The sequence below is a fragment of the Acidovorax sp. SRB_24 genome, assembly GCF_012931925.1.
In genome coordinates this window covers 1-13,455 of sequence record NZ_MWOM01000091.1, presented here as the reverse complement: position 1 = coordinate 13,455, position 13,455 = coordinate 1, and the positions used below count along the sequence as shown (strand labels likewise).

Sequence of the window (13,455 nt, the reverse complement as noted above, 5' to 3'; positions counted from 1 at the left end):
GCGCTCGGCCTGCCACGCCAGCAGCCAGCGCAGCCCGACCAGCGCGGCCGGCGGCGCAAACAGCAGCCAGGCGGTGCGCTGCGCGGCCGGCGCGGCGGTCGTGACGGGCGTGGCCTCGGCCATGGCGGGCGCTCAGGCGGCCAGGCGCGAGAGGTCGGCCACGCGGTTCATCGCATCGTGCAGGGTCTTGAGCAGGCCCTGGCGGTTCAATCGCAGGTCGAGCTCCTCGGCGTTGACCATCACGTTGTCAAAGAACGCATCGACCGGCGCGCGCAGCACGGCCAGGGTCTGCAGGCTGCGGCGGTAGTCGCCCGCGTCGAACTGCGCATTGGCCTCGGGCACGAAGCGCTGCAGCGCGGCGTACAGGTCCTGCTCGGCCGGCTCCTGCAGCAGGCCAGGGTTGACGTGGGCGTCGACCTCGCCGGCCTTCTTGAGGATGTTGCCCACGCGCTTGTTCGCCGCGGCCAGGGCCGGGCTCTCGGGCAGCGCAGCGAAGGCGCGCACGGCCGACAGGAACTGCGGCACCTGCGCCAGCCGCTGCGGGCGCAGGGCCAGCACGGCATCGACCTCCTGCGCGCTGTAGCCCTGCTCGCGCAGGCTGCCGGCGAGACGGTCGTAGATGAAGTCGGCGAGCAGCGCGGACGCGTCCTCGACCTTGTCGCCAAAGGCCGGCACAGCGCCGGCCAGCAGCGCATGCAGGTCGAGCGGCAGGTCTTTCTCGACCAGCATGCGTACCACGCCCAGCGCGTGGCGGCGCAGCGCGAACGGATCGCGGTCGCCCGTGGGCAGGTTGCCGATGCCGAACATGCCGACCAGGGTTTCGAGCTTGTCGGCCAGCGCCACCACCACGCCTGCGGTGTTGCGCGGCAGCGCGTCGCCTGCAAAGCGCGGTTTGTAGTGGTCTTCGATGGCGTCGGCCACCACCTCGCCCAGGCCGTCGTTGAGCGCGTAGTAGCGGCCCATGGTGCCCTGCAGCTCGGGGAACTCGCCGACCATGTCGGTCACGAGGTCGGTCTTGGCCAGAAGCGCGGCCTGGTCGGCCTGGGCCACCAGCGCGGCATCGCCCAGTTGCTGGGCGATCGCCTTGGCGATGGCGCGCACGCGCTCCACGCGCTCGCCCTGCGTGCCGAGCTTGTTGTGGTAGACCACCTTGGACAGCTGATCGACGCGCGAAGCCAGCGTTTTCTTGCGGTCCTGGTCGAAGAAGAACTTGGCGTCGGCCAGGCGCGGGCGCACCACGCGCTCGTTGCCGCCGACGACGGCGCTCGCGTCCTGCGGGCTGATGTTGCTGACCACGAGGAACTGGTGGGTCAGCTTGCCTTCGGCGTCCAGCAGCGGGAAATACTTCTGGTTGGCCTTCATGGTCAGGATCAGGCATTCCTGCGGCACGGCCAGGAATTCCTTCTCGAAGGCGCAGACCAGCACATTGGGACGCTCGACCAGGGCCGACACTTCGTCGAGCAGGGCTGCGTCGTCGATGGGACGCACGCCGCCGCCGACCTGCTGCGCCGCAGCCTGCAGCTGGCGCGCGATCTCGGCGCGGCGCTCGGCGAAGCTGGCAACCACGGCGCCCTGCTCCCGCAGCTGCGGGGCATAGCTGTCGGCGTCGCGCAGCACGACCGGGTCCACGGCGGCTTCGAAGCGGTGGCCGCGCGTGGCATTGCCAGCCGTCAGGCCCAGGGCCTTCACACCGACCAGCACCTCGCTGCCGTGCAGCGCCACCAGGCCATGGGCCGGGCGCACGAACTGCACGCTGCTCCAGCCGTCCTGCAGCTGGTAGCGCATGACCTTGGGGATCGGCAGCCGGGCCAGCGCTTCGTCGAGTGCCTTTTGCAGGCCGTCGGCCAGCAGCGCGCCGCGCGCCGTGCTCTCGAAGTACAGCACCTCGGCCTTGCCGTCGTGCACACGCTTGAGGGCTGCCACGGCCGACGCGTCGGCGCCCAGGGCGGCCAGCTTTTTGAGCAGGGCGGGCGTCGCGTGGCCTGCGGCGTCCAGGCCCACGGCCACGGGCATGAGTTTTTGCGACACAGCCTTGTCCGCCGCCTGGTGCGCCACGGCGGTGATATGGGCGGCGAGGCGGCGCGGCGAGGCATAGGCCGTCAGCTGCGACGCGCCCGAGGCCAGGCCTTGGGCGGCCAGCTGTTCGAGCAGGACGCCGGCAAAGGCGTCGCCCAGTTTTTGCAGGGCCTTCGGGGGCAGTTCTTCGACAAACAGTTCGACGAGAAGGTTTTGGGTGGTCATAGTGGCTTGGGCTCGCAGACGGTGTAGTGCAGCACCGTGGGAAAGGGATCGTAAAAATGGTGCAGCAGGGCGCGCCACTCCTGGTACTGGGCAGACTGGCGAAAGCCCACGGTGTGGTCTTGCAGCGTGTTCCAGCGCACCAGCAGCACATACTGGTGGTCGTCCTCGATGCAGCGCTGCAGCTCATGGCCCTGGTAACCGGCCATGCCGGCAATGAGGGACTGTGCCTGAGCGAACGCGCGCTCGAACGCATCCGCCTGGCCCTGTCGGACCTGCAGCGTGGCGACTTCAAGGACCATCAGGCGGCCTTCTTGCTCTGTTGCTCTGCGGCCTTGGCCAGTTCGGCCAGCACCTCGTCGGCGTGCTGCCGGGGCGCCATGGGAAAGCCCAGGCGCGCGCGGCTGTCGAGGTAGCTCTTGGCCACGGCGCGCGCCAGGTTGCGGATGCGGCCGATGTAGGCGGCGCGCTCGGTCACGGAAATCGCCCCGCGCGCATCGAGCAGGTTGAAGCTGTGCGCGGCCTTCAGGACCTGCTCGTAGGCCGGCAGCGCCAGCTGCTCGCCCATCAGGTGCTGGGCCTGCTTTTCGTGCGCGCCAAAAGCAGTGAACAGGAAGTCGGCATCGGCATGCTCGAAGTTGTAGGTCGACTGTTCGACCTCGTTCTGCTTGTACACGTCGCCATAGGTGAGCGTGCTGCCGTCGGCGCGCTCGGTCCAGGTCAGGTTGTAGACGTTGTCCACGCCCTGCAGGTACATGGCCAAGCGCTCCAGGCCGTAGGTGATCTCGCCCGTGGCAGGCTTGCAGTCGATGCCGCCGACCTGCTGGAAGTAGGTGAACTGCGTCACCTCCATGCCGTTGAGCCAGACCTCCCAGCCCAGGCCCCAGGCGCCGAGCGTGGGGTTCTCCCAGTCGTCCTCGACGAAGCGGATGTCGTTCTTCTTCAGGTCAAAGCCCAGCGCTTCGAGCGAGCCCAGGTACAGCTCGAGGATGTTGTCGGGCGCGGGCTTGAGCACCACCTGGTACTGGTAGTAGTGCTGCAGGCGGTTGGGGTTCTCGCCGTAGCGGCCGTCTTTCGGGCGGCGGCTGGGCTGCACATAGGCGGCCTTCCAGGGCTCCGGCCCCAATGCTCTTAAAAATGTAGCGGTGTGCGACGTGCCGGCGCCCACTTCCATGTCGTAGGGCTGCAAAAGCGCGCAGCCCTGGGCGTCCCAATAGGACTGGAGCTTGAGGATGATTTGCTGGAAGGTCAACATGTGGGTGCTGCGCGGCGCAAACCGCGCGAAAGAGGGTCTTGTCCGGGGTGCGCCCCGGGGGCGCACAAGGGCGGGATTTTACGGCCCCAAAGAAAACGGCCCGTCCACCCCGCAGGAAGGACGGGCCGCAGGGGTCTGCCGGCTCAGGCGCCGTCCCAGCGGCGCAGCACCAGGCTGGCGTTGGTGCCGCCAAAGCCGAAGCTGTTGGACAGCGCGGTGCGAATCGGCGCATCGACCGTCTGGCGCACCAGGGGCATGCCCTCGGCCGCGGGCTCGAGCGTCTCGATGTTCGCCGAGCCGGCGATGAAGCCCTGCTGCAGCATCAGCAGGCAGTAGATCGCCTCTTGCACGCCCGTGGCGCCCAGCGAGTGGCCGGTCAGCGACTTGGTCGACGAAAAGCGCGGAATCGCGTCGCCAAACACGGCCTTGATGGCGCGCAGCTCGGGCACGTCGCCCACGGGCGTCGAGGTTCCGTGGGTGTTGATGTAGTCGATCGGTTCGCTCACGGTGGCGATGGCCTGGCGCATGCAGGCGATGGCGCCGTCGCCCGAGGGGGCGACCATGTCGGCACCGTCGGAGGTGGCGCCAAAGCCGACCACTTCGCCGAGGATGGTCGCGCCGCGCGCCAGGGCGTGGTCCAGGCTCTCGAGCACCACCGCGCCGCCGCCGCCCGAGAGCACGAAGCCGTCGCGGTTCGCGTCGTAGGCGCGCGACGCCTTCTCGGGCGTGGCGTTGTAGGCGCTCGACATGGCACCCATCGCGTCGAACAGCAGGCCCATGCCCCAGGTGACTTCTTCGCCGCCGCCGGCGAACACCACGTCCTGCATGCCCCAGGCGATCTGCTGGGCGGCCGCGCCGATGCAGTGCGCCGAGGTGCTGCACGCCGAGGTGATGGAGTAGTTGATGCCCTTGATGCCGAAGTTGGTCGACAAGCAAGCCGAGACCGTGGAGCTCATGCAGCGCGTGACCTGGTAGGGCCCAACGCGGCGGATGCCCTTGCTGCGCAGGATGTCGGCCGCCTCGATCTGGTTGGCCGGCGAGCCGCCGCCCGAGCCCATGATGAGGCCGGTGCGCGGGTGCGACACCTGCTCGGGCGCCAAGCCCGAGGCGGCGATGGCGTCAGCCAGCGCGATGTGCGCATAGGCCGCCGCGTCGCCCATGAAGCGCAGCTGCTTGCGGTCGATGCGCTCTTCGAGGTTGATCTGGGGCACGCCGGCCACCTGGCTGCGCATGCCCAGCTCGGTGAACTGCGGCATGGCGCGGATGCCCGAGCGGCCCTCGCGCAGGGACTGGGTGACGGTGGCGTTGTCGTTGCCAATGCACGAGACGATGCCCGTGCCGGTGATGACTACCCGTTTCATGCTGCAGCTCCCGAGGCCGGCGCCTCTTCTTTCTTGAACAGACCCACGCGCAGGTCGTTGGCTACGTAAATTTCCTTGCCGTCGACGAGCAGGCGGGCGTCGCCAATGGCCATCACGAGCTTGCGCTTGATGACGCGCTTGATGTCGATCTCGTAGGTTACGAGCTTGGCCTCCGGCCCCACTTCGCCGGTGAATTTGACCTCACCCGCACCCAGGGCACGGCCGCGGCCCGGCAGCTGCAGCCAGGTCAGGTAGAAGCCGATGAGCTGCCACATCGCGTCCAGCCCCAGGCAGCCCGGCATCACCGGGTCACCCTGGAAGTGGCAGGCAAAGAACCACAGATCGGGCTTGACGTCGAGCTCGGCACGGATCTTGCCCAGGCCGTGGGCGCCGCCCTCGGCGTCGATGTGCGTGATGCGGTCGAACATCAGCATGGGCGGCAGCGGCAGACGCCCGCTGTCGGGCTGGAACAATTTGCCCTCGCCCGAGGCGATCAATTGGTCGTAGGAAAAGGAATCTGCCATTTTCAGTCTTACTCCAGAACGGCGGCAGAGCCACCTCAATTTTTCATTGCCTGCGCCGGGCGCAAGCGATCACAGCCGCACATTATCAAGGCAGTGGGTCCACCGCCCGGTGGGCGCTGCCCCCATGGCACCGGGGACATGCGTCCGCGCCATGACATGGATCAAGCGGCGCGGCCCCGGCGCGCCCTTTGGATCTGCCCTTCAGCGGCGCCGGCGGCGGGCCAGCCCCGCGGCCAGCAGCACCGCCGCCCCGAAAAACCACAATGGCCACAGGCCCCAGCGCGACACCCAGGCGGCGTAGGGCGTGACCGGGCCGCTGCGCCCCTGCACCTGCCCCGTGAGCACGCCGCGCGTGGCGCGCGGCAGCTGCTGCGCGACCGCGCCCCGGTGGTCGATGATGGCCGTGGCGCCGGTGTTGGTGGCGCGCACCATGGGGCGCTCGAATTCGAGCGCGCGCATGCGGCTGATGGCCAGGTGCTGGTCGATGGCGACCGAATCGCCAAACCAGCCGATGTTGCTGAGGTTGATGAACAGGGTGGGCGCGCTGGCCGGATCGGCAAAGCGCGCGCCCAGCTCCTCGCCGAACAAATCCTCGTAGCAGATGGTGGGCGCGATGCGCTCGCCGCGCCAGGCCAGCGGCGGCTGCACCAGCGCCCCGCGGTTGAAGTCGCCCAGCGGAATGTGCATCAGCTCGGTGAACCAGCGAAAGAACGGCGGAATGAACTCACCAAACGGCACCAGGTGCTGCTTGTCGTAGCGGTACGGCGCGTCCTGCCCCGGCCGCCAGCCCAGCACCGAGTTGGTGTAGCCGAGCGCCATGTCGCCCAGCGGAATGCCCAGCAGCGCGGCCTGCGCGCCCTGGGTGTAGCGCTGCGCGATGGCGTCCAGGTAGCCCGGCGGCAGTTGCTGTGGCAGCAACGGAATCGCGGTTTCCGGGGCCACCACCAGCTCGGCCCGGGCGCTGTGCAACTGGTCGGCGTACCACTGCAGTGCCAGCGGCACGCCACTGCCGGGCAGGAATTTTTCGTCCTGCGGGATGTTGCCTTGCAGCAGTGCCAGCGTCAGCGGCGGTGCGGGCGGCCCGTCGGGCCGTTCGATGGCGCGGTGGCGCTGCCAGGCCAGCGCGCCCAGCAGGGCCAGCACGGCGGCCGCGAGCGCCCAGGCGCGCGGGTTGCGCCAGTCGCTGCGGCGCGCCTGCGCCAGCAGCATGGCCAGCGCCGCCGCCACGAAGCCGATGCCGTACACGCCCACGCTGCGCGCCAGGGCCGCCAGCGGCCCCTGCACGTGGGCATAGCCGCCCGCGCCCCAGGGGAAGCCGGTCCACCAGAGGCCACGCGCAAGCTCGGCCAGCAGCCAGAATGCTCCGAAAACAATAGCTGCAAGCGCTCTATGGATGGGCGCCAGAGCACTGAAAAGCCCTGAAACCAGGGCGTAGTAGCTGCCCAGGAACGCGGCCAAGCCGAGCACGGCGGCTACGGCCAGCGGCGCCGCCAGGCCGCCGTAGTGGTGCATGGAGATGAACAGCCACCAGAAGGTGCCGGCCAGCCAGGCGGTGGCGAACACGCCGCCCAGCCCTGCCGCCCGGCGCCAGCGCGCAGCGCCCGGGCGCAGCAGCCAGGCCAGCGCCGCCAGCGAGGCCAGTTGCAGCCACCACAGCGGCGCACCGCCCCAGGGCCAGGCCAGAGACGCCGCCTGCGCCAGGCCCGCCGCGAGCGCGAGCGCCCAATGCCAGGGCGCGGCGTGCGCCAGCGAGCGCGGTGCAGGCGCCGCCATCAGCCGGGCGCGGCAGCGGAATCGGGCGTGGCGGCCGTCACCTTGAACCAGCGCACGGCGCCGCCCTTGGTGTGCAGCACCACGAAATGCAGGCCGCACAGCTGCAGGTGTTCGCCGCGCTTGGGCACATGGCCCATCTCGTGCGCGATGAGGCCGCCGATGGTGTCGAAGTCTTCGTCGGCGTCGCTGCCCGCGATGGGCACCTCGAAGGCCTCGGACACGCGCTCGATGGGCGTGTCGCCGCTGACGCGGTAGCTGTGGTCGGCCAGCGCAAAGATGTCGCCCTCGTCCTCGGGGATGTCGAATTCGTCCTCGATCTCGCCGACGATCTCTTCGAGCACGTCCTCGATGGTCACCAGCCCGGCAATGCGGCCAAACTCGTCGATCACCACGGCCAGGTGGTTGCGGTTGCCGCGGAACTCGCGCAGCAGGTCGTTGAGGCCCTTGGTCTCGGGCACGAACACGGCCGGGCGCAGCAGCGCGCGGATATTGAGCTCGGGGGCGCGCTGCAGCTTGAGCAGGTCCTTGGCCATGAGGATGCCAATGATGTTCTCGCGCTCGCCCTGGTAGACCGGGAAGCGCGAATGCGCGGTGTTGATCACCAGGTGCAGCAACTCGTCGAACGGCGCATCGATGTTGATGAGGTCCATGCGCGGCGCGGCCACCATGACGTCGCCGGCCGTCATGTCGGCCATGCGGATGACGCGTTCGAGCATCACGCGGGAGTCGGAGCTGATGACCTGGTTTTCTTCGGCCTCGGCCAGAATTTCAATCAGTTCGTCGTTGGAATCCGGTCCGGGATGGATGAACTCGACAACCTTCTGGAGAAAAGTGCGCTTGTCTTCCTTCTCTGGAAAACGCGCGGGGTGCGGGTCGGACACAGCCTTGGGGTGCAGGACGTGCGGTAGTGGAACAAGCCCCTAGGATACTGGATCGGGGTGGCAAAGCACCGGCCGGTGCCCTGCCGCGGGCCTCTTCACTCGCCCGCCTGGTGCCGCCCTGCCTGGACGCCGGCACGCACTTCCTGCACGCCGGCGAGAAAGTCCCAGAACTGCTTGGCCTGCTTCTTGAGCCGGTAGTCGACCTCGGCAAGGTGCTGCTCGACGATTTCGGTCACGCGCGAGTCGAGGCTGGCCGGCGGCAGCTCCAGGAAGGCCTCGGACTCGGGGCCGTCGCGGTGCACGACCGCGCCCGCATTGCGCGCGATCTTCAGCATGGCGGTGTTTTCGGACAGCGCATGGATGAACACCATGCTCACGCCCTCGTTGCGCGCATGCATCACGGCGCGCTCGAACAGGCGCGCGCCAAAGCCCCGCCCGCGCGCGCTCTTGAGCACGGAGACGCCAAACTCTGCGCAGTGCTTGTGGTCGGGGTGTTCGGAGAACGCCAGGTGCGCCACGGCGATCAGTTCGAGGCGGCGGTTGTAGATGCCGAAGATCTCGTCGCGCTCGAAGTCGAGTTGCTCGACATAGCGGCGGATCTGTTCGTTGTTGGCGGCGTAGCCAAAGCGCAGGTAGCGGTCGGAGTCGTCCAGGGCCAGCAGGTGCGCGGCGATGCGCTCGCGGTAGGTGGGGCCGAGGGAGCGGATGGGCACCACCAGGGCGGTCTTGGCAGCCGCAGGGGCCGAGGCATCGCCGGTGTCCCGGTCGCTGACTGGGCGCAGCAGATCGATGCCCGCGCCCCAGGATGCTCTGAACCAGTCTTTGGTAAGAATCATGGGTCGAATGTAGGGGTTTTCCCTAGGTTGTTCAAGCATTTTTTGCTGCACCGCAACAATTTAGCACAGACCGCGGGGTTTCGGTCGGGTCCATGGCATGCCCGCGCAGCGCGCACGCACCCACCCCGCGCTACACGGGCACCGCCGTCGTGGCCTTGACGCGGTCGAGCACAAAACTGGTCTTGCAGTCCTGCACGCTCGGGTGCTTGAGCAGGGTGTCCATGATGAAACGGCTGTAGTGCGCCATGTCCTGCACCACCACGCGCAGCAGGTAGTCCATCTCGCCGGTGAGCGAGGCGCATTCGACCACTTCGGGCCAGGTCTGCACACTGGCGCGGAACAGGTCCATGGGGTTGCGCTTGTGGCTCTCGGTGTGCTTTTCCAGCCGCACGTTGAGGTAGGCGGTCAGCCCCAGGCCCACCGCTTCGGGATTGACCAGCGCGACATAGCGGTCGATCACGCCGCTGTCTTCGAGCCGCTTGACGCGGCGCAGCACCGCGCTGGGCGAGAGCCCGACCTGCGCGCCGATCACGTCGTAGGTTTCGCGGCCGTTGTGCTGCAGGGCACGCAGGATGGCGCGGTCGAGCTTGTCCAGGGGGTTGGGGTGTTCCATGGGGCAGGAGTGTACGGAGGCCGTGGCGGCGGCGCTGGGCCCATGGCGCCGCCCCGGCAGCGCCAACGACCGCACCGATCGCCCAGATACGGCAAAAACGCCCGCCTCTGTGCAGCATTCCTGCAAATCGGGGCCTGGCGCGCCCGCAATACGCGGGAAAGCTGAAGCGCTGCGCTCCTACAGTGGCATGACACAGATCAATACGCCTGCGACAGGAGACAACCATGAATGCAGCCTTGCCCCGCACCGCCTCGCCCGAGGCCTCGGCCTGGGACAACCCCATGGGCACCGACGGTTTCGAGTTCATCGAATACGCCGCCCCCGATCCGGTCGCGATGGGCCGCAGTTTCGAGGCCATGGGTTTCAAGCCCGTGGCGCGCCACCGGCACAAGAACGTCACGCTCTATCGCCAGGGTGAAATCAACTTCCTGATCAACGCCGAGCCCGACAGCTTTGCCCAGCGCTTTGCGCGCCTGCACGGCCCGAGCGTCTGCGCCATCGCGTTCCGCGTGCACGACGCCAAGGCCGCGTACGGGCGCGCGCTGAACCTGGGCGCCTGGGGCTATGCCGGCTCGGCCGGCCCGGGCGAGCTCAACATCCCCGCCATCAAGGGCGTGGGCGACAGCCTGATCTACCTGGTGGACCGCTGGCGCGGCAAGAACGGCGCGCAGCCCGGCGACATCGGCAACATCGGCTTCTTCGACGTCGACTTCGTGCCGCTGCCGGGCGTCAGCACCGACGAGATGCTGCACCCCCGCGGCCACGGCCTGACCTACATCGACCACCTCACGCACAACGTGCACCGCGGCCGCATGGTCGAGTGGGCGAATTTCTACGAGCGCCTGTTCAATTTCCGCGAGATCAAGTACTTCGACATCGAAGGCCAGGTCACGGGCGTCAAGAGCAAGGCCATGACCAGCCCCTGCGGCAAGATCCGCATCCCGATCAACGAGGAAGGCAAGGAAAAGGCCGGGCAGATCCAGGAGTATCTGGACCTGTACGGCGGCGAGGGCATCCAGCACATCGCCATGGGCTCGGACGACCTGTACGCCACGGTGGACCAGCTGCGCGCCAGCGGCGTGCGCCTGCTCGACACGCCCGACACCTACTACGAACTGGTCGAAAAGCGCATTCCCGGCCACGGCGAGCCGCTCGGCGCGCTGCGCGAGCGCAAGATCCTGATCGACGGCAAGCAGGACGCGGTCCTGCTGCAGATCTTCAGCGAGAACCAACTCGGGCCGATCTTCTTCGAATTCATCCAGCGCAAGGGCGACGACGGCTTCGGCAACGGCAACTTCAAGGCGCTGTTCGAGAGCATCGAGCTCGACCAGATGCGCCGCGGCGTGCTGAGCCAGTAGGCCCCGGCTCTCTATACTGCGGCGCTTCCACCACCCTAAGGATGTTGATGTTGCGTCGTCGTTACCTGTCCGGTGTCGTGCTGCTGTGCATGGCCGCTGTGGCGCAGGCACAAAGCCCTGCCACTCCCCTGACCATCGTGGTCCCCTACCCCGCAGGCGGTCCGCTGGACACTTCGGCGCGCATCGTGGCCGAGGGCGCCAGCGCCCAGCTCGGGCCCATCGCGGTCGAGAACAAGCCGGGCGCGGGCGGTGGCACGGGCGCCGACCTGGTCGCCAAGTCGCCCGCCGCGGCCAACCGCGTGCTCATGGGCGCCGTGGCCACGCATGCGGTGAACCCGTGGCTCTACAAGGCGTTTCCGTACGACCCGCTCAAGGACTTCAAGCCCCTCCACCTGGTGGCGCGCACGCCCAACGTGCTGGTCATGAACGCCGAGCAGGCCCGCGCCTTGAACATCGCCACCACCTCGGACCTGGTGCAATTCCTCAAGAAGCACCCGGACCAGCTGCGCTACGGCTCGGGCGGCAACGGCAGCATCGGCCACATCTCGGCCGAAATGTTCAAGTCCCTGACCAACACCCGCATGGCGCACCAGCCCTTCCAGGGCTCCAGCCCCGCGCTGAAGGCGCTGCAGGCGGGCGATGTGGCGCTGGTATTCGACAACCTGGCCTCGTCGCTGCCGCTCATCCAGGCCGGCAAGCTCAAGGCCCTGGGCGTGACCTCACTGGGCCGCGACGAGGCCCTGCCCAACGTGCCCAGCATCAACGATGCGGTGCAGGGCTTCAACGTGGTGACCTGGTTCGGCCTGTTTGCACCCGCCACCCTGCCCGACGCGGAGGCGCGCCGCTACGCCACGGCCTTCTCGGCCGCCATCCAGTCGCCCGCGGGCAAAGAGAAGTTCAAGAAGATGGGCATCGTGCCTGAGGACATGGTGCTCGACGATTTCGCGCGCTTCGTGCGCTCGGAGCACAGCAAGTACGGCTTTCTGATCAAGGCCGCCAAGATCAAGATCGAATAGCCGCCCGCCACGGCCAGCGCGCGCAGCGCGGGCCTGGGGACGACGCGGCAAGACAAGGAGTCCGCCATGGGAAAGCCCCCCGTCGTCTATGGCCAGTCCACCCGCCCGCCGCGCGGCGACTATGCGCGCGCGGCCGACGACTACACCTGCGCGCAGAACCACGCCGCCTACACCGCAGCCGACCACGCCACCTACCGGCGCCTCTACGAACGCCAGTCGGCGCTGCTGCCGGGCCGGGCGAGCGAGGCCTTCATCGCCGCCCTGCCCTCGCTCGGCATCAAGGACCACATCCCGCGCTTCGAAGAGATCAACGAGCGCCTGTACCAGGCCACGCGCTGGCAGATCGTTGCGGTGCCCGGGCTGATCCCCGAGGTGCCGTTCTTCACGCTGCTGGCCAACCGCAAGTTCCCGGTCACGGACTGGATCCGCACGCCCGCCGAGTTCGACTACATCGTCGAGCCCGACGTGTTCCACGACCTGTTCGGCCATGTGCCGCTGCTGTTCAACCCGGTGTTCGCCGACTACGTCCAGCGCTACGGCGAGGGCGGCCTCAAGGCGGCCGAACTGGGCGCCTGCGAGATGCTCTCGCGCCTGTACTGGTACACGATCGAGTTCGGCCTGATCCGCGAAGCGGGCGGCCTGCGCGCCTATGGCGCGGGCATCCTGAGCTCGTCGGGCGAGCTGGCCTATGCGGTGCAAAGCCCCGAGCCGCAGCGCCTGCCACTGCAGCTCGAGCGCACCATGCGCACGCGCTACCAGATCGACAGCTACCAGCAGACCTACTTCGTCATCGACAGCTTCGAGCAGCTGTTCGACCTGACGGCGGCCGACTTCGCGCCGCTCTACGCGCGCCTGCGCGGCCTGCCCGAGTTCGCGGCCGACGCGCGCGCGGCGGCGGTCTGATCACCTTTTTTGATAGCGGCCAGCGCTTTCCAGGCAAGCGCTGGAGGCCTTTTTGGCCTGAAAACGGCCACCCCGCGCGGTCGCTGTCCAGTGCCTCCAGGCAGGCCTGCAGGACCTGCGGATGGCAGGCCATCTGCACGTGCGCCACGCCGGCGATGAAGCGCTGCTCGGCACCGGGCAGCGCCGCCGTGCTGGCCGGAAAGACGATCTGGTCGCAGTTCGAATACCAGCACGTGAACAGCGCCGCGCGCTCGGCGCGTTCGCCACGCTGCAGCAGCGCCAGCCAGTCGCCGCCCACCCGCATCTGCCGGCCGTTGGGCGAATAGGCAAAGCGCGCCAGCGCCGTGCCGCCGTGCGGCGTGCCCAGCGTGACGACGCGGTGCACGCGCGCGTCGGCACCGGCCGCCTGCAGCCAGGCGCGCACCGCCAGGCCGCCCATGCTGTGGCACAGCAGCAGCGGCGCCCGGCCCGTGGCCTGCGCCACGCGCCGCACGGCCGCGTCGATCAGCGGCACGTAGTCGTCGATGGCGCCGAACACCGGCTCCAGGTTCACGGCCTCGAACGCATGGCCGCGCGCGCGCAAAGCGGGCAGCCACGGCAGCCAGATGCCGCGGTTGCACAGAACCCCGTGCACCAGCACCACGCCGCGCGGCGCGGCCGCGCCCGGCGCCCGGGCCGGCAGCCAGTCGGGCTGGCT

At 68.6% G+C, this 13,455-nt stretch carries 13 protein-coding genes; 3 read left to right on the top strand and 10 right to left on the bottom strand.

Features of this window, described 5'->3' with window-relative positions; all coding sequences use genetic code 11:
• Positions 1–132 precede the first annotated feature (132 nt).
• From glyS to B2J89_RS19485, 9 genes are all read right to left on the bottom strand, one after another.
• Complete coding sequence (glyS, locus tag B2J89_RS19525; RefSeq protein ID WP_169170562.1) at positions 133–2,241, bottom strand: glycine--tRNA ligase subunit beta; 2,109 nt, start codon at positions 2,239–2,241, stop codon at positions 133–135.
• Positions 2,238–2,540: an antibiotic biosynthesis monooxygenase gene (locus tag B2J89_RS19520; protein WP_169170561.1), complete on the bottom strand. Its 303-nt coding sequence runs from the start codon at positions 2,538–2,540 to the stop codon at positions 2,238–2,240. The genes glyS and B2J89_RS19520 overlap by 4 nt, the downstream gene beginning before the upstream one ends.
• Positions 2,540–3,493: a glycine--tRNA ligase subunit alpha gene (glyQ, locus tag B2J89_RS19515; RefSeq protein ID WP_169170560.1), complete on the bottom strand. Its 954-nt coding sequence runs from the start codon at positions 3,491–3,493 to the stop codon at positions 2,540–2,542. The genes B2J89_RS19520 and glyQ overlap by 1 nt, the downstream gene beginning before the upstream one ends.
• Before the next feature lie 143 nt (positions 3,494–3,636).
• On the bottom strand, positions 3,637–4,854 hold the full coding sequence (fabB, locus tag B2J89_RS19510; protein ID WP_169170559.1) for a beta-ketoacyl-ACP synthase I: 1,218 nt from the start codon (positions 4,852–4,854) through the stop codon (positions 3,637–3,639).
• Positions 4,851–5,378, bottom strand: coding sequence for a 3-hydroxyacyl-[acyl-carrier-protein] dehydratase FabA (fabA, locus tag B2J89_RS19505; protein ID WP_169170558.1), 528 nt, complete (start codon positions 5,376–5,378; stop codon positions 4,851–4,853). The genes fabB and fabA overlap by 4 nt, the downstream gene beginning before the upstream one ends.
• Before the next feature lie 201 nt (positions 5,379–5,579).
• Positions 5,580–7,151: an apolipoprotein N-acyltransferase gene (gene lnt, locus B2J89_RS19500; RefSeq protein WP_169170557.1), complete on the bottom strand. Its 1,572-nt coding sequence runs from the start codon at positions 7,149–7,151 to the stop codon at positions 5,580–5,582.
• On the bottom strand, positions 7,151–8,032 hold the full coding sequence (locus B2J89_RS19495) for a transporter associated domain-containing protein (protein WP_169170556.1): 882 nt from the start codon (positions 8,030–8,032) through the stop codon (positions 7,151–7,153). Before B2J89_RS19495 ends, lnt begins: the two co-directional genes overlap by 1 nt.
• A 95-nt stretch (positions 8,033–8,127) precedes the next feature.
• A complete protein-coding gene (locus B2J89_RS19490; protein WP_169170555.1) occupies positions 8,128–8,868 on the bottom strand; it encodes a GNAT family N-acetyltransferase in 741 nt (246 codons plus the stop codon).
• 130 nt (positions 8,869–8,998) lie between these two features.
• Complete coding sequence (locus B2J89_RS19485; RefSeq protein WP_169170554.1) at positions 8,999–9,481, bottom strand: Lrp/AsnC family transcriptional regulator; 483 nt, start codon at positions 9,479–9,481, stop codon at positions 8,999–9,001.
• A gap of 224 nt (positions 9,482–9,705) precedes the next feature.
• Between B2J89_RS19485 and hppD the strand changes: the two genes are divergently transcribed.
• The 3 genes from hppD to phhA all read left to right on the top strand — a co-directional run bounded on the left by hppD (position 9,706) and on the right by phhA (position 12,758).
• Complete coding sequence (gene hppD / locus B2J89_RS19480; RefSeq protein ID WP_169170553.1) at positions 9,706–10,839, top strand: 4-hydroxyphenylpyruvate dioxygenase; 1,134 nt, start codon at positions 9,706–9,708, stop codon at positions 10,837–10,839.
• A 47-nt stretch (positions 10,840–10,886) separates the two neighbouring features.
• Positions 10,887–11,855: a tripartite tricarboxylate transporter substrate binding protein gene (locus tag B2J89_RS19475; RefSeq protein WP_169170552.1), complete on the top strand. Its 969-nt coding sequence runs from the start codon at positions 10,887–10,889 to the stop codon at positions 11,853–11,855.
• Positions 11,856–11,921: 66 nt separating this feature from the next.
• Positions 11,922–12,758 carry a phenylalanine 4-monooxygenase gene (gene phhA, locus B2J89_RS19470; protein ID WP_169170551.1) on the top strand — a complete coding sequence of 279 codons (837 nt, stop codon included), beginning with the start codon at positions 11,922–11,924 and terminating at the stop codon, positions 12,756–12,758.
• Here phhA and B2J89_RS19465 read toward each other — a convergent pair.
• The coding region (locus B2J89_RS19465) for a triacylglycerol lipase (protein ID WP_169170550.1) at positions 12,643–13,455 on the bottom strand (813 nt) is incomplete at its 5' end. The genes phhA and B2J89_RS19465 overlap by 116 nt on opposite strands.